A 20,179-nucleotide genomic window follows, 5' to 3' on the forward strand; every position below is an offset into this window, starting at 1 on the left:
ACCGATTGCGGCCGCTACATGCGGCCGACCACCGGTATCAACGCGCCGGTGACGCCACTTGCGGCGTCGCTGGCCAGGAACAGGATGACTTCGGCGAGCTCCTGCGGTGTGACCCATTTGTCGAAGTCGGCCTTGGGCATGCTGGCACGATTGGCCGGAGTGTCGATGGTCGACGGCAACACCGCGTTGACGGTGATCTTGCCCTTCCACTCCGCCGCGAGCGCCTCGGTCAGGCGATGCACCCCCGATTTGGAAGCGGCATAGGGGCCCATGCCGGCACCGGCCTGGAGCGCGCCCATGGCGCCGATATTGACGATGCGCCCGGTGCTGGAGCGAACCAGATGCGGGACCGCGGCGCGAGAGGCGTGCAGCGCCGTCATCAGGTTGCGCGCATGCATCTTCTCCCAGACGCTGTCGTCGCCCTCGGCGGCATTCTCGAACGCAAAAGCGCCCGCGATGTTGATCAGGGCGTCCAAGGTGCCGAAATGGGCCGCCACGGAGTCGATGGCGACCTTGGCCTGCTCGGGATCGGAGAGATCGACGCCGCCCAGCTCGATCCGGTCGTCACTGGCCGGGATCTCGGCTTGGGCATGATCGATTCCGGCCACATGCGCCCCGCGCGCCAGCGCCAGATCCGCCACGCTGCGCCCGAGCGCACCCTGCGCGCCCGTAATGACAATCACTGCTCCGTTCATTCCGTCCCTGGTCCCGTTGCCACGCCCCGCAGCGTCGTTCTTTTATACTATTGCCAAGCGAACCAGTTGCAATGGCTGCGCGGCCGCGGCATGCAATTGCAATCAGAAAGCGTGGTTCGTCAGAGGTGACCATGACCGCGACAAACTCTTGCGGCTTTCCAGTCGTTTTCACCGCGTTTCCTCATCCGCTCAGGCATTTCCGGCAGAGTCTGAGCGCGCAGCGCAAGACCCGGGTCGTGGCGCTCGGCTCATCCTCCACGGCGGGCACCAACAATATCGTGGCGTTTCCTGCGCGGATCGAGCAGCGGCTGCGCAAGGCCAACTTTGGCTGCGTGATCGATGTCCTCAACCGCGGCATCGGCGGACAGGAAGCGGCAGAGGAGCTGTCGCGCTTCGAATCCGACGTGCTGGCGGAACAGCCGGCACTCGTCATCTGGCAGGTCGGCACCAATGCAGCCTATCGGGCAGGCATCTATAGTCCCGATGAGGTGGAGGCGGCGTTGCGCGTCGGCCTCGGTTGGCTGACCGGGACGCAGCGGATGGACGTCATCGTCATGGACCTGCAGTACACCGCCGCGATCGTCGAAAAGCCAGAACGGCTGGCCTTCGCGGTGGACATGCAGCGGCGGATCGAGCAGGTCACGACCGCCGCTGGCGTCAACCTTTTCAGGCGCTGGGACCTGATGAAGGGCTGGTGTGACGCCGGTCTGCCATTGTCCGCCCTGGATGACGGTCATGACGATCATCTCCATATGAGCGAATGCGCGACCGCCAATGTCAGCGAGGTTCTTGCGCACGCCATCATGACGAGCCCGGCCCCCGTCACCTGATCGATAAAATTTGCCCGAGTTTCGTAAGCAGATCGCCAGCGTCGCAGGGTAGCTTCGTCCAATGCCGGTTGATGGGCGTTGGAGCTTTGTCATGATGAGACATCTGCAGGACCATGGTTTGCCGCTGGTGCAGCTGAAAGAGCAGCGGCGGGATCTCGTGGTCGCCTTGCAGAACCGGTCGGGTCCGGTGAGCGGCTGGGAGTTGATGCAGATCGCAGCCGTGCAGCAGGCGATTTCCGCATTCGAAGAGGTCATCGCCGATCTCGATGCGCTCGAGGCAGCCGAAAGCGCTGACATCGAAGCGGCCTGATCCAACATCAAGACTTCGCTCCCCCCTGCGTGGAGTGGTCGACAACGATGATATCTCGGCGTGCACTGCGGGCGCGCCGCCGCTAGCATGATCCGCATGGACCGGATTCGTACCGTCGCGATCATTGCCGTCGCCCTGAGCGTGAGCTCCGTTTCGGCCAAGGCGGATTGCGCACCTGACCAGCATCAGAGTTTCATCTGCGGTGAAGGCAAGGCCGCCGTCCGCGTCTTTCCCGATACGATCTCACCGTCGCGAAAGCTCGCCTTCGGTTGGCGGACGTCCGAGGGGTTGCCGAGCGGGCAGGCCGAGCCGCCCGGTGATGTCGAGGATGTCCTTGTCAAACTTTCGGATGGCGCGGTGCTCGGCCGGCTCGGGGGCAGCTATTGGGCGAGCGGCGAGATGCGCGCCAACCGCTATGACCTGATCGCCGCCTGGTCGCCCGACAGTCGTGCCGTGGTCGAGGTCGCGAACAGTCGATGGGACACCGACGCGTTCCGCTTCTACTCCGTCGGCGATGCCGGCCTGGTCAGCCTCGATCTGCATGATCTCGTCGAGCAGACCGTGCGGGCGAAAGCTGCGAAGAAGGTGGAGAAGGGACGCGTGTTTCGCGTGCGCGAGGATCTGCCCGTGAAGCTCGAAGCTGATGGCCGCCTGACCTTTACAGCGATTTTGTTCATCCCGAAGAGCGAGCAGCCGGCGCTCGGCTTCCACGTCGAGCTCATGATCAAGACTGTGAAATCGGCGGCTGCGGCGCGGGTGATCTCCGTTCAGCCGGCCAAGCTGCCCAACTGACCGGCGCCGACGGTCAGCTCGTGAGATAGCGCTCCTGCAACGCCTTGCGTTCGGCCTGATCGATGCCCAGGCCACGGCGGAGATAGCTGCCGACGTCACCATAGTCCTGGCGGATCGTGTCGAGAGCCGCAGCCAGAAACGACGCCTGCACCGTGCCGATCGCCTCGATCACCTCATCGGGCAGCTCGGGATGAGCCGCTGTATCCCGGCGGAAATACTGATTGGTGAGCAGATAGTCGTCGAGGATGATCTCGTCCGGCACATCGAGAGCGGACAGGACCAGCGCGCAAGCCACACCCGTCCGGTCTTTCCCGGCCGTGCAGTGAATCACCAGCGGAGCATGGTCCGCGAGAAGGTGTTCGAACAGAGTGCGAAAGCGTGGCGTGTAGTGACGGATGTAGTTGCGATAGGAGTCTCGCATCAGCTCGAGCGCATCGTCCCTCGTCAGTCGTCCCGCCGACCAGCGTTCCCGCAGGACAGGGACGACGCTCGGCTCGATCGGCAGCGTGTGAACGGCGATTTCGGCGATCGCACACAGGCCGGCGGCTCGTTCCTGCCGGCCGCGGAAATCGAATGCGCTGCGAATACCGAGCCGGCGCACCGCGGCCGCATCTGTTTCCGTCAGCTGACCGAGATGGTTGGAACGGAAGATCTGCCGCCAGCGGACATGGCGTCCGTCGCGGCTTTCATATCCGCCGAGATCCCTGAAGTTGCTGGCGCCTTGAAGGCCGAGATGACGGGGAGGAGACGGAGACTCTGCAGCGGACATAAGCGCACTGTACGTCAACCGAGCGCCGCTGTGAAACCTGCGAAGCGTCAACCGACGGTCCAGGCATCGCTCTGAAGCGTCGGAAGAAAGAAAAAGGGCCGGAACCTCGTCGGTCCGACCCTTCAGCAGATGCGCAAAACATGCGTTACGGGACTTGTCGACATCAGCGGTCCCACGCCGGCTTGGCTTCCTGAATCGCCTCGTCGTGATACCAGCTGCCGCTGTAGATCGTCGGCTGGATCGAAGGCGCCGTCGGCAGGGACGCCGCAACTCCGGCCGAGCGGGGGACAAGGCCGGCTCGCCCTCCACGCGGAAATTGATAGATCCTCGCGGATCCCTCGGTCACATTGGTCTCCATTCCCTAGTCTCCTTCCCATCGGGCAATGCGATGGTGCGCCCGACTCGTTCTCGTGTGGTTACCACTTCCGATATCGGCGGCTGCCCCTGGGAATGCAACATGATCAAAATGAAATCACATGTTGCGCATTTGGAAGGCATTCGTGGTTTTGCCTCCTGCGAAGCAACGGGCAGCTGACTAACGCTTGGGCCGGACCAAAGGTTGCGAGAACCCGTGCTCCATCTTTTCGAAAATGTCCGGGAACTGCTGCGGCCTTGTTCGGGTGATTTTCCGCGTTGCCGCAAATGCCAAGGAATCAAGCTAGATTCTGACATCGTGCTGCCGCTGCCATGCGCTCCGTGCAATCCCGGCCGCGCGGCTTTGTCGCACCTCGTGGGTGTGCCGGCCGGGTCGGACGGTGCCTCGGTCACCCAGGGAGGATGCGGCGGGACGTCGCGGAGTTTGGCACGTTCCGTGCTTAAGAGTGCGCTGGCCGATCGTGGCCGGGTAAGCGCGGGGAGCCTTCGATTGCTGGGCTCCCACCTTTCGATAAGACAGAGAGGCTCAATGACGAAATACAAGCTCGAGTACATCTGGCTCGACGGCTACAAGCCGGTGCCGAATTTGCGCGGCAAGACACAGATCAAGGAATTTTCCTCTTTCCCGACCCTGGAACAGCTGCCTCTTTGGGGCTTCGACGGCTCGTCGACGATGCAGGCCGAAGGCCATAGCTCCGACTGCGTGCTGAAGCCGGTCGCCGTGTATCCCGACGCTGGCCGTACCAACGGCGTGCTGGTGATGTGCGAAGTCATGATGCCGGACGGCAAGACCCCGCATCCGTCGAACGCCCGCGCGACCATCCTGGACGATCCGGACGCGTGGTTCGGCTTCGAGCAGGAGTACTTCTTCTACAAGGACGGCCGTCCGCTCGGCTTCCCCGAGTACGGCTATCCGGCTCCGCAGGGCCCGTACTACACCGGCGTCGGCTTCAAGAACGTCGGCGACGTCGCCCGCAAGATCGTCGAGGAGCATCTCGACCTCTGCCTCGCGGCCGGCATCAACCACGAAGGCATCAACGCCGAGGTGGCGAAGGGCCAGTGGGAATTCCAGGTGTTCGGCAAGGGCTCGCGTACGGCCGCCGACCAGATGTGGATGGCCCGCTACCTGATGCTGCGTCTGACCGAGAAGTACGGCATCGACATCGAGTTCCACTGCAAGCCGCTCGGCGACACCGACTGGAACGGCTCGGGCATGCACTGCAACTTCTCGACCAAGCACATGCGCGAAGTCGGCGGCAAGGAGTACTTCGAGAAGCTGATGGACGCCTTCAAGGAAGCCCGCGCCGACCACATCGCTGTGTACGGCCCGGACAACCACATGCGCCTGACCGGCAAGCACGAGACCGCCTCGATCGACACCTTCAGCTGGGGTGTGGCCGACCGTGGCGCCTCGATCCGCGTGCCGCATTCGTTCGTGAACAACGCCTATAAGGGCTATCTGGAAGACCGCCGTCCGAACTCGCAGGGCGACCCCTACCAGATCGCGTCTCAGGTCCTGAAGACGATCGCGATGGTTCCGACCGGCGCGAAAGCCGCGGCCTAAGACGCCGAACATCATACCCCGGGGCAGGGGCTGACATGATGATCCGCCGGAGCAGCCGCTCCGGCGGATCATTCGTTGGTGGCGGCAAATCGCCGACAGCGAGCTCCGCCGATCCGTCTTGATCAATCGCAAGTCTGGCCCGCGACGGCGGCGGTATGTGTCTCCTGGACGGCGGAGACGCGAATCTGGGAAGCGGAGTGTCGAATGAGCTATCGGAAATGGGTGGTTGGCGTCGCGCTCGCCGGCACGGCGATCGCGCTGGCCGTGGCACCGTCCAATGCGGACCAATATCTGCCGCGGCTCGGCGACATCATGAACCTGGTGCAGGTCAGGCACGCCAAGCTGTGGTTCGCCGGACAGGCCAAGAACTGGGACCTCGCCGCCTATGAGCTGGCGCAGCTCAAGCAGAGCCTCGCCGATGCCGCCGGCTTCTATTCGGGGCTGCCGGTGGACAACGTGACCACCTTGAGCCAGCCGATCCAATCGATCTCCGACGCGATCACGGCCAAGGACGGCAAGCGCTTCGCCTCCGCCGTGACCGAGCTGACCTCGGGCTGCAATGCGTGCCACGCCACCATGGAGCGCGGTTACGTCGCCATCCGAATCCCGACCGAAAAGCCGTTCGGCAACCAGGATTTCCGGCCCCAGGGCCGCTAAAAAGGCCGCTGACAAGGCCGCTGACGGGGCTCGTTGGGGGCGCGAGTTGCGGTGCAAAATTGCGCCTTCCACCGGGGGCGCGCATCGACTAAGAGCGGCGGCAACCCGTCCACCGTCTGAGCCCTCATGATCCGCCTCGACAACATCAGCAAGCAAGTCGGCCACCAGATCCTGTTCATCGAAGCCTCCGCGGCCCTCCAGCGCGGCGAGAAGATCGGGCTGGTCGGCCCGAACGGCGCCGGCAAGTCGACCCTGTTCCGCATGATCTCCGGCCGCGACCAGCCGGATGAGGGCCAGGTGTCGACCGATCGCGGTGTCTCGATCGGCTATTTCAACCAGGACGTCGGCGAGATGTCGGGCCGCAGCGCCGTCGCCGAGGTCATGGATGGGGCAGGGCCGGTGTCGTCGGTCGCCGCCGAGCTCAAGGAGCTCGAGGCCGCGATGGCCGATCCGGATCGCGCCGACGAGATGGACGACATCATCGCGCGCTACGGCGAGGTGCTGGCGCGGTTCGAGGAGCTCGACGGCTATGCGCTCGACAGCCGCGCCCGCGAGGCATTGGCCGGCCTCGGCTTCTCCGAGGAGATGATGGACAAGGACGTCGGCCTGCTCTCCGGCGGCTGGAAGATGCGCGTCGCGCTGGCCCGCATCCTCTTGATGCGTCCCGACGTGATGCTGCTCGACGAGCCGTCGAACCATCTCGACCTCGAAAGCCTGATCTGGCTGGAGCACTTCCTGAAAGGTTACGAAGGCGCGCTCTTGATGACCTCGCACGACCGGGAGTTCATCAACCGCATCATCAACAAGGTCATCGAGATCGACGCCGGCCAGCTCACGACCTATTCCGGCGACTATGATTTCTACGAGCAGCAGCGGGCGCTGAACGAGAAGCAGCAGCAGGCGCAGTATGAGCGTCAGCAGGCGATGCTCGCCAAGGAGATCAAGTTCATCGAGCGCTTCAAGGCGCGCGCGTCGCATGCGGCGCAGGTGCAGAGCCGGGTCAAGAAGCTCGACAAGATCGAGCGCGTCGAGCCGCCCAAGCGCCGCCAGACCGTGGCGTTCGACTTCCTGCCGGCGCCGCGCTCGGGCGAGGATGTGGTGGCGCTGAAGAAGGTGTCTAAGAGCTATGGCAGCCGCCGTATCTATGACGGCTTGGATTTCACGATCCGGCGCCGCGAACGCTGGTGCGTGATGGGCGTCAACGGTGCCGGCAAGTCGACCTTGTTGAAGCTCATCGCGGGCACGGCCGAGCCGGATGACGGCTCGGTGGCGATCGGCGGCAGCGTCAAGATGGGCTACTTCGCACAGCATGCGATGGACCTCTTGGACGGCGAAGACACCGTGTTCGAGTCGCTCGAGCATTCGTTCCCGCAGGCCGGCCAAGGCTCGCTGCGCGCGCTCGCCGGCTGCTTCGGCTTCTCCGGTGACGATGTCGAGAAGCGCTGCCGGGTGCTGTCGGGCGGCGAGAAGGCCCGGCTGGTGATGGCCAAGATGCTCTATGATCCGCCGAACTTCCTGGTGCTGGACGAGCCGACCAACCATCTGGACATGGCGACCAAGGAGATGCTGATCGCAGCGCTCTCGAATTTCGAGGGCACCATGCTGTTCGTCTCGCATGATCGCCACTTCCTCGCCGCGCTGTCCAACCGCGTGCTGGAGCTGACGTCCGACGGGCTGCATCAATATGGCGGCGGCTATACCGAATACGTTGCCCGCAGCGGCCACGAGGCGCCGGGCCTGCGCAGCTGATCGTTCGTCCCGTCATTGTTTCAGCCATTCGAACGCAAGCGGAGCGGCACGCCGGAGCGTGTCGTCCATCGCCGGGCCATTGCCGGCGATCGACTGCCGGCTGGCGGCCGGTTCGTCGAAGCCGTGGGTTGCGCCGGGATAGACCGTGACATCAACCGCCGTGCCGGCTTGCAGCGACCGATCGGCCATCGCGCTGCAGAGCGCTGGTGACACCTCTTCATCGTCGGCAGCGAGGAACAGCTGGATGGGAACGCGCGACTGGAGCGTCGGGCCGAGCAGCGATCTGTCGCCGCAGCCGGAATAGAACACCAGCGCGCCGCGAAAGCGTCCTGACTGCATGCCCTGGCGAAACAGCACGTTCAGTGTCGTGCTGCCGCCGTTCGACCAGCCCTGCAGCAGGATGCGGCTCGGCGTGATGTCGCTGCGCTGGCGCAGATAGACCAGCGCGCCCTCGGCGTCGAGCGGCCGCACGGTGCGTTCATTGACGTCGTCGCGGTCGGGATCGTCGTGGGTCTGACGGCCGAAGCCGTGCGCCTTGCCGCGAGAGCCGAAACTGTCGGGCAGCAACGCGACGTACCCACGCTCCGCCCAGTAGCTGCCCCACATCATGTGCCGCTTCGACAGCGAGCCGGCGTTGCAGGGCGAAGCCGGTGCCGTGCGTGAAACAAGCGTGCAATCCGCGTTGACGTTCGACGAGTAAGGACCGCCGCGTCCGTGCAGCATGACGATCGCGGGGAAGGGGCCCTTGCCGGTCGGCTTGAACAGATACGCCGTCAGCTCCGTGCCGTCGCCGCCTGCAAAGTAGACCGTCTCCGGCGGCGCGGCGAATACCGGTCGCGATATCAGCAGGCCCAGCAGGCTCAGTCCTGCAACAGCCGCATGCCGCCGGAGCGCGATCATCGGTGACCTCTGTCCATGCTCAACTCTCGATCATCTCCCTGACCCGGCCGGCAAGCGCTTCGACGTCGAACGGTTTGGTCAGCACCTGCATCCCCGGCGCGAGCTGGCCGCTGTTGAGGATCGCGTTCTCGGCATAGCCGGTGATGAAAAGCACCTTGAGGTCGGTGCGCGTCGCCCGCGCAGCATCCGCGAGCTGACGGCCGTTCATGCCGCCGGGCAGGCCGACATCGGTGATCAGGAGATCAATGCGCGCATTGGACTGCAGGGCCGCGAGGCCGCTCGGGCCGTCCTTCGCTTCGATGACCGCATAGCCGCGCTCGTCGAGCACCTCGATCACCAGCATGCGCACGGTCGGCTCGTCGTCGACGACGAGGATGGTCTGGCCGGTCCGCACTGACGTCGCAGCGCTGGCTTGGGCGGGATCGGCGGCCTCGGCTTCGCCGACATAATGGCGCGGGAAGTAAAGACACATCGTGGTGCCCTGGCCGAGTTCGGAATAGATCCGCACCTGCCCGCCGGACTGCCGCGCAAAACCATAGACCATCGACAGGCCGAGGCCAGTGCCCTGGCCGATCGGCTTGGTCGTGAAGAACGGATCGAAGGCGTGCTCGATGACATCAGGCGTCATGCCCGTGCCGGTATCGGTGACGCACAGCGAAATGTACTGGCCTGGCGACAGGTCGCGCTCGCGCGCGGCGCGGTCGTCCAGCCATTTGTTCGCCGTCTCGATCGTGATGCGGCCGCCTTCGGGCATCGCATCCCGCGCATTGATGCAGAGGTTGAGTAGGGCGCTTTCGAGCTGCGAGGAGTCGATCAGCGCCGGCCACAGGCCGCCGGCGGTCACCACCTCCAGATGGATCTGCGGGCCGACCGTGCGGCGCACCAGCTCCTCCATGCCCATCACGAGACGGTTGACGTCGGTCGGCTTGGGATCGAGCGTCTGGCGGCGCGAGAAGGCGAGCAGGCGGTGGGTCAGCGCGGCGGCGCGCTTCGAGGCGCCCTGGGCGGCCGCGACGTAGCGGTCGACCTCGGCGAAGCGGCCCTGGCGCATGCGGGTCTGCAGCATCTCCAGCGAGCCCATGATGCCGGTCAGCAGATTGTTGAAATCGTGCGCGATGCCGCCGGTGAGCTGGCCCACGGCCTCCATCTTCTGCGACTGGCGCAGCGCTTCCTCGGCCTCGCGCAGCCGCTCCTGCTGGCGCAGCCGGTCGGTGACGTCATAAGCGAACTGATAGGCGCCGATCTGCTCGCCGCCGGCGTCGCGCAGCACGGAGAATCGCAACTCATAGAAGCGGCGGTCGCGACCGGCCACGCCGAACTCGCCGACCTCGACGAACTCCTCGCCTTGAAGCGCGCGCGCCCACACGGCGCGAACGGCCGACTGGTGCTCCGGAAGATCGCGGAACAGCTCCAGCAGGTCGTCGCCGACCTTGGGGTGTACGCCGAAGATACGGCCGAACTCCTGCACGGCGGCACCGTTGATGGCGATCAGGCGGAACCGCGTGTCGACCACCTGCACGAAGGCGTTGGTGCCCTCGACGATGTCGGCGAGCAGCTTGCGCTCGGCCAGCGCGGCGACGACGCGAGCTTCCAGGGTATCGTTGATCTCCTGCAGCGCGACCTCGGCGCGCTTGCGCGCAGTGATGTCCTGGAACAGCACCGCGACCTGGCGACGCGTCGCCGGCTCGACCCGGAATGCCGCCAGCTCGAGATAGCGGCCGGTGGCGACCAGCTCGCGCTCGAAGCGGATCGGCTCGCCGGTCCGCAGCACGCCGCCATAGAGCTCGACCCAGCCGTCGGCCTCGGCGGGCACCATCTCGCGGACCTTCTGCCCAACCACGTTAGGGATGCCGGCATGCAGCGCATAGGCCGGGTTGGCCTCGACATGGACATAGTCGCTCAAGGGGCCGTGCGGGCCGTCGAAGAACTCGATGATGCAGAAGCCTTCATCGATCGAGTTGAACAGCGTGCGGTAGCGCTCCTCGCTTTCGGCGAGCGCCGTCTCGGCTTCGGCGCGCTTGCCGGCGTCGGCTGCGAACAGCGCCTTGAGGCGGGCATTCTCGGATTCAAGCTCCAGCAGGCGCTGGCTGAGCGCGTCGGCCTCCACGGAACTCACGCTGCACAGGCCTCGTTGGGCTTCGACGTCAGGATGTTGTGACAAGGCATGAGCAGCTCGATGTGGAGTTCGGCTGACAACATACCATGTCAATGAAGCCTGCGGTACGCTCCCTCCGATGGAACTTGCGGAATGGTTGTCAAACGCCCCGCCGGCTTGGCGGCGGGGCGTCGGTGCCGAACGAGTGGCTCAGCCGCCGGCCTCGCACTTCTTCATGAAGGAGGTCTTGGCGGCGCCGGCGAGCTTCTTGCCGTCGGAGCCGACGGCCTTCACCTCGCAAGTCTCGGCCATGCACTTCTTCATGAACGAGGTCTTGGCGGCACCGGACAGCGCCTTGCCGTCCTTGCCGACAGCCTTGGTCTCGCAGCTGTCCTCGGCGAAGGCGGAGCCGGCGGCGAAGGTCGCGAGCGCGGCAATCAGGAAAAACTTCTTCATGAGCGTGTCTCCTTGGGACAATCAATGCCGCGGATGGGAGCCGCAAATCTTGGCGCGATCAAGTTTGCTGTTTCGGCTATCACCCGAAATCCGGCGCGATAGGGGTCTGCTCATCAGCATGCTACCGATGACGCTCGTATGACGGGGCAGGGCTACACGCTCCCGCGTTGCAGAAAGGCCAGCGTCGCCGGATCGCGGTCGCCGTCGCAATATCGATCCAGCGCTGCGGCGAAGTCCGCGTTCGGATTGACGGAATCGAACAGCGTCGTGCAGGAGCGGAACTTGACGTCGTCAGGCGAGCCCAGGATCTGCCGAAGCGATTTGCCCGTCACCGCGAGCACGAGGCGGGTGCATTCGACGAGGCGTGGCCCCAGCACCGGGTGAGCGAGATAAGCCTCGGCTTCGGCGCGCGAGCCGATGGCGTAGCGCTGCGCCATGGCTGAGCTGCCCAGCCCCGCAACCTGGGGAAAGACGAACCACATCCAGTGGCTTTGCTTCTGTCCGGCCGCAAGTTCGGCGGTCACGCGGGAATAAATCGAATTCTGTGCGTCGATAAACCGGCTGAGGTCGCCAGAATTGGCATTCATCTTCGTCTCCAACCCATTGAGCTATCTGTGTAATCGATAGATTGTCCGTGGCGGGCCACGCGCGTTTGCCGCCCGGCTCGACGGCTTGACCGGAGCAATCCGGGCTGGCGTTTGTCTAGATTATGCCGCACTCTTGCCATCCTATGTCATGACGGGTCGAATCGTACCCCTTGGGGTCGACACCTTCTGCGGGTGTTCGAAAAGGGGGGTATATCGGGGACGTGATGGCTTCCAGTGAAGCAAGCGTAGACGTTCTGTTGTCGCAAAGCCGCTTCGGGCGCTCCGAAGCGATCGCCGTTGTGCTCGCCGCATTGGCGATCGCGGCGGGCGCCGCCGCTTGGGTCGACGCCAGCAGCGAACCGGCCCCTGTTGCGACGGCCGCGCTTCCCGCCGCACCGCCCATCACTTTCGAAACGCGCTTCGCGCCGGCGTCCGCGTCGGCCTCGGCCTATTCCGAGAAGGACGCAATCCGCGCGCTCGACCGTTTTGCCCTGCGCGGCATCGATCGTCAGCTGCTCGATGCGCGGGCCGCGCTGGTGAAGGGAATGGAATCCCGCGATCCGGCCGCGCGTGACCTCAACAACAGCGACTGGCGGCCGATGCTGACGGAGGGCAACACCGTCGCGATGCCTGCCCCCGGCGTGCCGCTGCCGCGCCCGCGTCCGTCGCTCGCGAACCTGCCGACCAGCCTGGTTTCGGCCAGCGCCACCGAGGCGGTGGGCCGCGTCGATGACCGCTCCATCCTGCAGAAGCTGTCGGATCTGCTGCCGAGCCCGACCAAGTTCGCCTCGCTCGGGCCCGACGCCGGCATCGTCCGCTCCGGCGTCGACCTCGCGGCGCTCGGCTATGACCGGACCGCCGTCTACGACATCAAGGCCAAGATGGTCTATCTGCCCTCGGGCATCGGGCTCGAGGCGCATTCCGGCATGGGCAACCTGCGCGACGACCCCGAGCACGTCAATCAGCGCATGGTCGGGGCTACTCCGCCGGCCACCTATGACCTGAAGCCGCGGGAAAAGCCGTTTCACGGCGTCCGCGCCCTGCGCATGAACGTGGTCGAGGGCACGACCCTCGGCCGCAGCGGCTTGCTGACCCACCCTTATATGCTCGGCCCCGAGGGTGATTCGAACGGCTGCGTCTCGATCAAGAATTACGATCGCTTCCTGAAGGCGTATGATGACGGCGAGTTCAACCGACTCGTCGTCGTCATCGGGCTCGAGGCAGGCACCCCGACGCGGACCGCGCAAAAGACCGAGTGACGTTTTCCCGCTCGGCCCGTGCGCGACCTCGGCGATGCCAGTCGCATCTTCCGGAAGGTCTCCATGATTGATCCCGCACATTCGGAAACGCGTCTGCGTACGACGTTCAACATCAAGGTGAACGGCAAGCCGGTCGTGATTTCGACGGTCGGACAGGCGCATCAGTTCCTCACCAGCCTCAACGCCGTCGAATGGATGGAGTTCAAGTCGCTGCACGACGCCGCGATGTCGGCGCTGCAAGACGCGGCCGACAACGCCATCATGACGGTGCAGGCGACGAATGCTGTACGCACGCTGTTCGTGAGTGCGAAGCTGCTGTGAGAGACTTGGTCTGAGGCACCCGCAATGTAGGTCCGCGGCTCGTGTTGAACGTCCACTCGCTTCACCTTCGGTGTCATCGCCCGGCTTGACCGGGCGATCCAGTACGCCGAGGCAGCCGTGATCGTCCGAGGGGCCGCGGTGTACTGGATGCCCCGCCGGAGCCTGTCCTCCGACTCGCCGAAGGCGAGACCCGGGGGACGGGGCATGGCAGTGGTGGGTAGGGCGCTATCTCGCCTCCCGACATGACGGAGAGTCTGTGGAAGCGCTGTGCCACCCGTGACCTCATCTCCCGCAGACCTCGTGCGATGTGACGCACGCCCTCGCGCTCTCGCGGCGCGTAGCGCCCGAGTGATCCATCCGTCTTGCCCTCCAGATAACAGAGGGCGCGGGGAATGCCGGGCTGCTGGCCGCAACCCATGGCCCGCCTGCAGAAAAAAAGCAGGCGGCAGTCACCACAGGTTCAGCCGAACATCCGGCATTCCCCGCGCGGCGATCTTAACGGCTGCTTCGCGCGCTCCCCGGTGCGCCGGGCGTTCTGGTCACCGTGCACGATGACGCGCTTTTCAGCGCGCCACCGTGGGGGCATCAGCTTCGGGATGCCAGGACCACGCGACTTGACCGTACGCGATGACGGCGTTCGTCGGCGCAAGATGCGCTGCGCTGCCATCGCGTTCACCGCTCCTCCCGCTCCACGTCCGTGACGACCGCGAACCGCCCCTCCTGCGAGCGGGAGATGAGACGACAAGAGCATCGAATCCGGATTAGGAAAAGCGGAAAATTTTCGCCGGCCGGACTGGACAGGCCAAATCAGCTTGATCGGCCGAGAGAAAATCGCTTCTGCGCGCACGCTCGTTTCAGGCCGTTCAACCTCCGGACGTTCGTCGAGCCTGGCAGGTTTTGCGCTGATTTGCCCGACGGGCAGCATCGTTCTTCTCTTTGCTGAGCGCGTCCGCTCGGCCGCGGCAGCGGTGTCGTTCAAAATCATTTCTATTAGTTCGTCGATCATGCCGACGTTCTGGCTGACGGAACTGCCGTTCGATCGAAAGCAAAAATGATCCGCGTCGCGCAAAACTACGGAAGGCATTTTTACCTCCACCGTCAAAAAGAGACGGTCTTGGACTCGCTGGCACATCGCTTCTCTGCGACACTTCATGCGTTGGTCGACGGTGATCGACAGAGGGGATTTGCATGATCGGCAACAACGGCAGTCACTCCGGCGATGCGGTGCTTCGCGTGAATGCAGGCCTGTTGTGCACCGTCTGCGTCCGGTTCTGTTGATAGACTGACATCGTAGCCGCTGCGTCCGGGACACTGCGGCGCCGGCGGGAGCGGCCTGCCCATCACACGACATCACGACGCGAACCAACACGTGCTGCCGCATCGGCAGCGCGGCTGCCTGTTGCTGTCCTCATCGAGGCAGGGTGGGCATTCATGACGATCAGGACAAGCGAGGGAACACATGACGACCAAGGATGCGTCCATCAAGTTTGCCTATTGGGTGCCCAACGTCTCGGGCGGACTGGTGATCTCCAACATCGAGCAGCGCACCAGCTGGGACATCGGCTACAACAAGAAGCTGGCGCAGATCGCCGAGGCGAGCGGCTTCGACTATGCGCTCAGCCAGATCCGCTTCACCGCCGGCTATGGCGCCGAGTATCAGCATGAGTCCGTCTCGTTCAGCCACGCGCTGCTCGAGGCCACCACCACGCTGAAGGTGATCGCGGCGATCCTGCCCGGGCCATGGCATCCCGCTGTCGTCGCCAAGCAGATCGCGACCATCAATCATCTCACCGAAGGTCGCGTCGCGGTGAACATCGTGAGCGGCTGGTTCCGCGGCGAGTTCGCGGCGATCGGCGAGCCGTGGCTCGACCATGACGAGCGCTACCGTCGCTCGGAGGAGTTCATCCGCGCGCTCAGGGGCATCTGGACCGAGGACAATTTCAATCTTCGTGGCGACTTCTACCGCTTCACCAACTACACGCTGAAGCCGAAGCCGATCGACCCGCAGCCGGAAATCTTCCAGGGCGGCAGCTCGCGCGCGGCGCGTGACATGGCTTCGCGCGTGTCCGACTGGTACTTCACCAACGGCAACTCGGTCGAGGGCATCAAGGCGCAGGTCGACGACATCAGGGCCAAGGCGAAGGCCAATAACCACCACGTCAAGATCGGCGTCAACGCGTTCGCGATCGCGCGCGATACCGAGGCCGAGGCACAGGCCGTCCTCAAGGACATCATCGATCACGCCAATCCGGAAGCCGTCCATGCCTTCGCGCATGAGGTGGCCAATGCCGGCAAGGCGTCGCCGGAGCGCGAGGGCAATTGGGCGAAGTCGACCTTCGAGGATCTCGTCCAGTACAATGACGGCTTCAAGACCAACCTGATCGGCACGCCCCAGCAGATCGCCGAGCGCATCGTTGCGCTGAAGGAGGTCGGCGTCGATCTGGTGCTGCTCGGCTTCCTGCACTTCCAGGAGGAGGTCGCCTATTTCGGCAAGCATGTGATCCCGCTGGTGCGCGAGCTCGAGGCCAAGGCAAATGCCAAGGCAGGCCTGCAGGCGGCCGAGTAGGGCGGGGTAAGATGCTGTTGAGCGGGCTGACCACCTCGCTGGACGTGCTGGCTTTGGAGACATGGGCTCCGGGCACCGCGCGTCAGGTGCTTGCCGAGGAGCCGCCGGCGGCGCCGGCGCGCTCCGATGCGGGCGGCCCACAGGCGGTGCTCAGGCTCGCCAACATCTCGCTGTCGTTCGGCGGTCTCGCCGCGCTCCGCGATGTCGACCTCGACGTCGCGGAGGGCGAGATCCGAGCCGTCATCGGCCCGAACGGGGCCGGCAAGAGCTCGCTGCTCAACGTGATCAGCGGGCTCTATCGTCCCGAGCGCGGCGAGATCTGGCTCGGCGCTCAAGCCTTCCGGCAGGTGCCGACGGCGCAGCTCGCCGGCCATGGCGTCGCCCGCACCTTCCAGAACCTCGCTCTGTTCAAGGGGCTCTCCGTCTTCGACAATGTGCTGATGGGGCTGGCGCATCGCGTCCGCGCCGGCTTCATTCGCCAGCTCATCGGTTCGCCGTCGGCGAGGCGCATCGAGGCCGAGAACCGCGCCGCGGCTGAGGAGGTGATCGGCTTCCTGCATCTGACCGACGTGCGCGACCGCATCGCCGGCACGTTGCCCTACGGCCTGCAGAAGCGTGTCGAATTGGCACGCGCGCTGGTCGCGCGTCCGCGCCTGCTGCTGCTCGACGAGCCGTTCGCAGGCGTCACCCTGAGCGAGAAGCAGGAGCTGGCACAGCATGTGCGCGGCGCGCGCGACCGCTACGGCACCACCATCGTGCTGATCGAGCACGACATCGGCATCGTCATGGAGCTCTCCGACCACATCGCCGTGCTCGACTACGGCCGCAAGATCGCCGACGGGCCGCCGGCCGAGATCAGGACCAACCAGGCGGTCATCGACGCCTATCTCGGTGTCGCCCATGAGGACGAAACGGAGCTCGCGATCTGATGTTCGACTATCAGTTTCTCATCGAGGTGCTGGCCGGCGGCCTGCTGTCCGGCGTGATGTACTCGCTGGTCGCGATCGGTTTCGTGCTGATCTACAAGACCTCCGGCGTGCTCAATTTCGCGCAAGGCGCGATGCTCCTGTTCGCGGCGCTGACCTTCGTCAGCCTGGTCGAGCGCGGCACGCCGTTCGCCCTGGCGCTCGTCGCCACGCTCGCCATCATGGTGGCGCTCGGCATCACCATCGAGCGCGCCGTGCTGCGGCCGCTGGTCAACCAGCCGCCGATCACGCTGTTCATGGCGACGCTGGGGCTCTCCTACGTGATCGAGGGCGCCGCGCAGCTGTTGTGGGGCACCCAGGTCCACGGGCTCGAGATCGGCGTCAGCGACATTCCGTTCGACATCTCCGGCGTCTTCATCAGCCGCTTCGACCTGTTCGCCGCCGCTGTCGCCGGCAGCCTGGTGGCGCTGTTCACGCTGTTCTTCCGATACACCCGAACGGGCCTCGCGTTCCGCGCCGTGGCCGATGATCAGTTCGCCGCGCTAGCGGTCGGCCTGCGGCTGCCGCGCGTCTGGGCGGCGGTGTGGACGGCGGCGGGCATCGTCGCGCTGGTCGCGGGCCTGCTGTGGGGCGCGCGGCTCGGCGTGCAGTTCTCGCTGTCGCTCGTGGTGCTCAAGGCGCTGCCGGTTCTGGTGCTCGGCGGCTTCGATTCCATCACCGGCGCGATCGTCGGCGGCTTGCTGATCGGCGCGATCGAGAAGCTGGCGGAGGTCTATGTCGGGCCGTTCTTCGGCGGCGGCATCGAGGCGTGGGCGGCCTATGTCGTGGCGCTGGCGCTGCTCCTGGTGCGGCCCTCCGGCCTGTTCGGCCAGAAGCTGGTGGAGCGGGTGTGATGACCACGATCTCACAGGCCTTTCCCACACCGGCGCGGTCATCGCTGCTCACCGCCAATGCGCTCGGCATCGTCCTGCTGCTCCTGCTCGGCTATGGCCTCGTGCCGCTGATCGGCTCGGACTACCTGATGGACGCGGTGCTGACGCCGTTTCTGGCGCTGGCGCTGGCCGCTGTCGGGCTCAACGTGCTGACCGGCTATGCCGGCCAGGTGTCGCTGGGCTCGGCGGCCTTCCTCGCGGTCGGCGCTTATGCGGCCTATAATCTCAATCTGAGATTGCCGTGGCTGCCGCTGCTGGCCGACATCGTGCTGGCCGGTGGCATCGCCGCCGCCGTCGGCATCGTGTTCGGCCTGCCGAGCCTGCGGCTGCGCGGCTTCTATCTCGCGGTGTCGACGCTCGCAGCGCAGTTCTTCGTGCAGTGGGCGCTGACCAAATTTGGCTGGTTCTCCAACGACAATGCCTCCGGCGTGATCGACGCGCCCGTCATCCGCATCGGCCACCTGACCTTCACGAGCGCGACCGGACGCTATGTGTTCTCGCTGTCGATCGTCGCGATCGCCACCGCGCTGACGGCGCGGCTGCTGGCCTCGCAGACCGGGCGCAACTTCATCGCGGTGCGCGACCACGAGGTCGCGGCCAAGGTGATCGGCGTGCCGTTGCTCCGCACCAAGCTGCTGGCGTTCGGGGTCTCGTCGTTCCTGATCGGCGTCGCCGGCGTGCTCTGGGCGTTCGCGTATCTGCGGACCGTCGAGCCGGCCGGCTTCAACCTCGATCGCTCGTTCCAGATCCTGTTCATCATCATCATCGGTGGACTCGCCTCGCTGCGCGGCGCCTTCATCGGCGCGGCCTTCATCGTGGTGTTTCCACTGTTGTTGTCGCGGCTCGGCGCCGCCGTGCTCGGCAGCGTGTTCGATTCCGGCGTGCTCGAAATGAGCCAGCGCATCGTCATCGGCGCGCTGATCATCGCCGTCCTGATCGCCGAGCCGCGCGGCTTGGTCGCGCTGATCGACCGCGCCGCCGCTGCCGCGCGCCGCATCCGTTCATCCCAGTCCTGAAACGGTCATACCAGAAGGAGATTCATGATGACGACGTTCAGACAAGCAAAGCTGGCTTTAGGGGCGGCGCTCGCCTTTGGGCTGGTCACGAGTCTGCCTGCAAAGGCCGACGAGCAGTTCTTCCCGCTGCAGAGCTACCGCGTCGGGCCCTATGCGGCCGGCGGCACCGGCTTCTTCGGCGGCTTCATCGACTATCTCAACCTCATCAACACCCGCGACGGCGGCATCAATGGCGTCAAGCTGACCTGGGACGAGGGCGAGACGCAGTACGAGGTCGAACGCGGCGTCGAGGTGTATGAGCGGCTGAAGAGCCGGCCGGGTGTCGCGGCCTGGAATCCGCTCTCGGTGGGCATTGCGTATGCGATGATCGACCGCATCGGCAAGGACAAGGTGCCGCTGATCACCATCAACCACGGCCGTACCGACTCCACCGATGGCCGCGTCTTTCCTTACGTGTTTCCGCTGCTGCTCAATCCCTACAGCGAGACCTCGGGCATCGTGAACTACATCGCCACGCGCGAGGGCGGGTCGGACAAGCTGAAGGGCAAGAAGATCGTCGTGCTCTATCACGGCTCTCCCTACGGCAAGGAGACGATCCCGATCTACAAGCTGCTCGCGGACAAATACGGCTTCGAGCTCGAGCAGATCGAGGTGCCGCATCCCGGCAACGAGCAGCAGTCGCAATGGCTGTCGATCCGTCGCGCCAAGGCCGACTATGTCGTGCTGCGCGGCTGGGGCGTGATGAACCCGGTGGCGTTGAAGACAGCGCAGAAGACCGGCTTCCCGGTCGATCACATCATCGGCAACGTCTGGTCCAACTCCGAGGAAGACGTGATCCCGGCGGGCGATTCCGCCAAGGGCTATGTCGCGATCACCACCCAGGCCTCGGGCGCCGAATATCCGGTGCTGCAGGAGGTCATCAAGACCGTCTATGGCGCCGGCAAGGGCAATCTCGACGACAAGAAGCGCATCGGCAGCGTCTACCACAATCTCGGCATCGTGAACGGCATCCTCAATGTCGAGGCGGTCAGGATCGCGCAGGAGAAGTTCGGCAAGCGGACCCTGACCGGCGACGAGGTGCGCTGGGGTTTCGAGCACCTCCAGCTCGATCCGGCCCGGGTCGAGGCGCTCGGCGCCAAGGGCCTGTTCCACTCCATCAACGTCACCTGGGACAATCACGAGGGCAATGGCCGCGTGACCTTCCAGCAATGGGACGGCGCCAAGTGGAAGGTCGTCTCCGACTGGATCTCGCCTGACTGGGCGGCGCTGCGGCCGATCATCGAGAAGTCGTCGGCCGCCTATGCGCAGGAGCGCGGGATCAAGATCCGCACGTCGGGTGACGATCCGGTCGGGCAGTAAGGTCAGACGCGCGCGGGAGTG

The 20,179-nt window shown here is 65.1% G+C and carries 21 protein-coding genes; 13 read left to right on the forward strand and 8 right to left on the reverse strand.

The window, feature by feature from the left end; translation table 11 throughout:
• Positions 1-14: 14 nt before the first annotated feature.
• On the reverse strand, positions 15-695 hold the full coding sequence (locus tag NLR35_RS20330; RefSeq protein ID WP_257168304.1) for an SDR family oxidoreductase: 681 nt from the start codon (positions 693-695) through the stop codon (positions 15-17).
• Between the two features lie 131 nt (positions 696-826).
• On the opposite strand from NLR35_RS20330, the gene NLR35_RS20335 reads away from it, so the two are divergent.
• The 3 genes from NLR35_RS20335 (at position 827) to NLR35_RS20345 (ending at position 2,627) form a co-directional block, all read left to right on the forward strand.
• Positions 827-1,525 (forward strand): SGNH/GDSL hydrolase family protein, encoded by a 699-nt coding sequence (locus NLR35_RS20335; protein WP_257168305.1) that lies wholly within the window; start codon positions 827-829, stop codon positions 1,523-1,525.
• Between the two features lie 91 nt (positions 1,526-1,616).
• Positions 1,617-1,835, forward strand: a complete 219-nt coding sequence (locus NLR35_RS20340; protein ID WP_006613492.1) for a hypothetical protein — start codon at positions 1,617-1,619, stop codon at positions 1,833-1,835.
• A 96-nt stretch (positions 1,836-1,931) separates the two neighbouring features.
• A complete protein-coding gene (locus NLR35_RS20345) occupies positions 1,932-2,627 on the forward strand; it encodes a hypothetical protein (protein WP_257168306.1) in 696 nt (231 codons plus the stop codon).
• 13 nt (positions 2,628-2,640) lie between these two features.
• Here the strand turns inward: NLR35_RS20345 and NLR35_RS20350 are convergent, their stop codons facing one another.
• Both NLR35_RS20350 and NLR35_RS20355 read right to left on the reverse strand, forming a co-directional pair.
• Positions 2,641-3,396: a tyrosine-protein phosphatase gene (locus tag NLR35_RS20350; protein WP_257168447.1), complete on the reverse strand. Its 756-nt coding sequence runs from the start codon at positions 3,394-3,396 to the stop codon at positions 2,641-2,643.
• Positions 3,397-3,559: 163 nt separating this feature from the next.
• Positions 3,560-3,754, reverse strand: a complete 195-nt coding sequence (locus NLR35_RS20355; protein WP_257168307.1) for a DUF2735 domain-containing protein — start codon at positions 3,752-3,754, stop codon at positions 3,560-3,562.
• A gap of 546 nt (positions 3,755-4,300) precedes the next feature.
• On the opposite strand from NLR35_RS20355, the gene NLR35_RS20360 reads away from it, so the two are divergent.
• The 3 genes from NLR35_RS20360 (at position 4,301) to NLR35_RS20370 (ending at position 7,741) form a co-directional block, all read left to right on the forward strand.
• Complete coding sequence (locus NLR35_RS20360; protein ID WP_257168308.1) at positions 4,301-5,335, forward strand: glutamine synthetase beta-grasp domain-containing protein; 1,035 nt, start codon at positions 4,301-4,303, stop codon at positions 5,333-5,335.
• Between the two features lie 204 nt (positions 5,336-5,539).
• Entirely contained in the window at positions 5,540-5,992 is a 453-nt protein-coding gene (locus tag NLR35_RS20365) for a hypothetical protein (RefSeq protein WP_257168309.1), read from the forward strand.
• 126 nt (positions 5,993-6,118) lie between these two features.
• Positions 6,119-7,741 carry an ABC-F family ATP-binding cassette domain-containing protein gene (locus tag NLR35_RS20370; protein WP_257168310.1) on the forward strand — a complete coding sequence of 541 codons (1,623 nt, stop codon included), beginning with the start codon at positions 6,119-6,121 and terminating at the stop codon, positions 7,739-7,741.
• Positions 7,742-7,753: 12 nt separating this feature from the next.
• Here the strand turns inward: NLR35_RS20370 and NLR35_RS20375 are convergent, their stop codons facing one another.
• The 4 genes from NLR35_RS20375 to NLR35_RS20390 form a co-directional block, all read right to left on the reverse strand.
• Positions 7,754-8,641: a dienelactone hydrolase family protein gene (locus tag NLR35_RS20375; RefSeq protein WP_257168311.1), complete on the reverse strand. Its 888-nt coding sequence runs from the start codon at positions 8,639-8,641 to the stop codon at positions 7,754-7,756.
• 19 nt (positions 8,642-8,660) lie between these two features.
• Positions 8,661-10,757 carry a PAS domain-containing protein gene (locus NLR35_RS20380; RefSeq protein ID WP_257168312.1) on the reverse strand — a complete coding sequence of 699 codons (2,097 nt, stop codon included), beginning with the start codon at positions 10,755-10,757 and terminating at the stop codon, positions 8,661-8,663.
• Positions 10,758-10,946: 189 nt separating this feature from the next.
• Positions 10,947-11,192 carry a hypothetical protein gene (locus tag NLR35_RS20385; RefSeq protein ID WP_257168313.1) on the reverse strand — a complete coding sequence of 82 codons (246 nt, stop codon included), beginning with the start codon at positions 11,190-11,192 and terminating at the stop codon, positions 10,947-10,949.
• A 152-nt stretch (positions 11,193-11,344) separates the two neighbouring features.
• Entirely contained in the window at positions 11,345-11,779 is a 435-nt protein-coding gene (locus NLR35_RS20390) for a DUF1810 domain-containing protein (RefSeq protein ID WP_257168314.1), read from the reverse strand.
• A 224-nt stretch (positions 11,780-12,003) separates the two neighbouring features.
• Here NLR35_RS20390 and NLR35_RS20395 point away from each other — a divergent pair, with 224 nt between their 5' ends.
• Both NLR35_RS20395 and NLR35_RS20400 read left to right on the forward strand, forming a co-directional pair.
• Positions 12,004-13,038 (forward strand): DUF2778 domain-containing protein, encoded by a 1,035-nt coding sequence (locus NLR35_RS20395; protein WP_257168315.1) that lies wholly within the window; start codon positions 12,004-12,006, stop codon positions 13,036-13,038.
• Positions 13,039-13,101: 63 nt separating this feature from the next.
• Positions 13,102-13,359: a hypothetical protein gene (locus NLR35_RS20400; protein ID WP_257168448.1), complete on the forward strand. Its 258-nt coding sequence runs from the start codon at positions 13,102-13,104 to the stop codon at positions 13,357-13,359.
• A 460-nt stretch (positions 13,360-13,819) separates the two neighbouring features.
• Here the strand turns inward: NLR35_RS20400 and NLR35_RS20405 are convergent, their stop codons facing one another.
• A complete protein-coding gene (locus NLR35_RS20405; RefSeq protein ID WP_257168316.1) occupies positions 13,820-14,443 on the reverse strand; it encodes a hypothetical protein in 624 nt (207 codons plus the stop codon).
• Between the two features lie 375 nt (positions 14,444-14,818).
• Here NLR35_RS20405 and sfnG point away from each other — a divergent pair, with 375 nt between their 5' ends.
• The 5 genes from sfnG to NLR35_RS20430 are packed head-to-tail and all read left to right on the forward strand — an operon-like array spanning position 14,819 to position 20,158.
• Complete coding sequence (gene sfnG, locus NLR35_RS20410) at positions 14,819-15,925, forward strand: dimethylsulfone monooxygenase SfnG (RefSeq protein ID WP_257168317.1); 1,107 nt, start codon at positions 14,819-14,821, stop codon at positions 15,923-15,925.
• Positions 15,926-15,936: 11 nt separating this feature from the next.
• On the forward strand, positions 15,937-16,854 hold the full coding sequence (locus tag NLR35_RS20415; protein ID WP_257168318.1) for an ABC transporter ATP-binding protein: 918 nt from the start codon (positions 15,937-15,939) through the stop codon (positions 16,852-16,854).
• Positions 16,854-17,744: a branched-chain amino acid ABC transporter permease gene (locus NLR35_RS20420; RefSeq protein ID WP_257168319.1), complete on the forward strand. Its 891-nt coding sequence runs from the start codon at positions 16,854-16,856 to the stop codon at positions 17,742-17,744. The genes NLR35_RS20415 and NLR35_RS20420 overlap by 1 nt, the downstream gene beginning before the upstream one ends.
• Positions 17,744-18,799 (forward strand): branched-chain amino acid ABC transporter permease, encoded by a 1,056-nt coding sequence (locus NLR35_RS20425; protein ID WP_257168320.1) that lies wholly within the window; start codon positions 17,744-17,746, stop codon positions 18,797-18,799. The genes NLR35_RS20420 and NLR35_RS20425 overlap by 1 nt, the downstream gene beginning before the upstream one ends.
• 27 nt (positions 18,800-18,826) lie before the next feature.
• Positions 18,827-20,158, forward strand: coding sequence for an ABC transporter substrate-binding protein (locus tag NLR35_RS20430; protein ID WP_257168321.1), 1,332 nt, complete (start codon positions 18,827-18,829; stop codon positions 20,156-20,158).
• The last annotated feature ends 21 nt before the right edge of the window (positions 20,159-20,179 follow it).

This window comes from Bradyrhizobium sp. SRS-191 (genome assembly GCF_024586915.1).
In the GTDB taxonomy this organism is placed as follows: domain Bacteria; phylum Pseudomonadota; class Alphaproteobacteria; order Rhizobiales; family Xanthobacteraceae; genus Bradyrhizobium.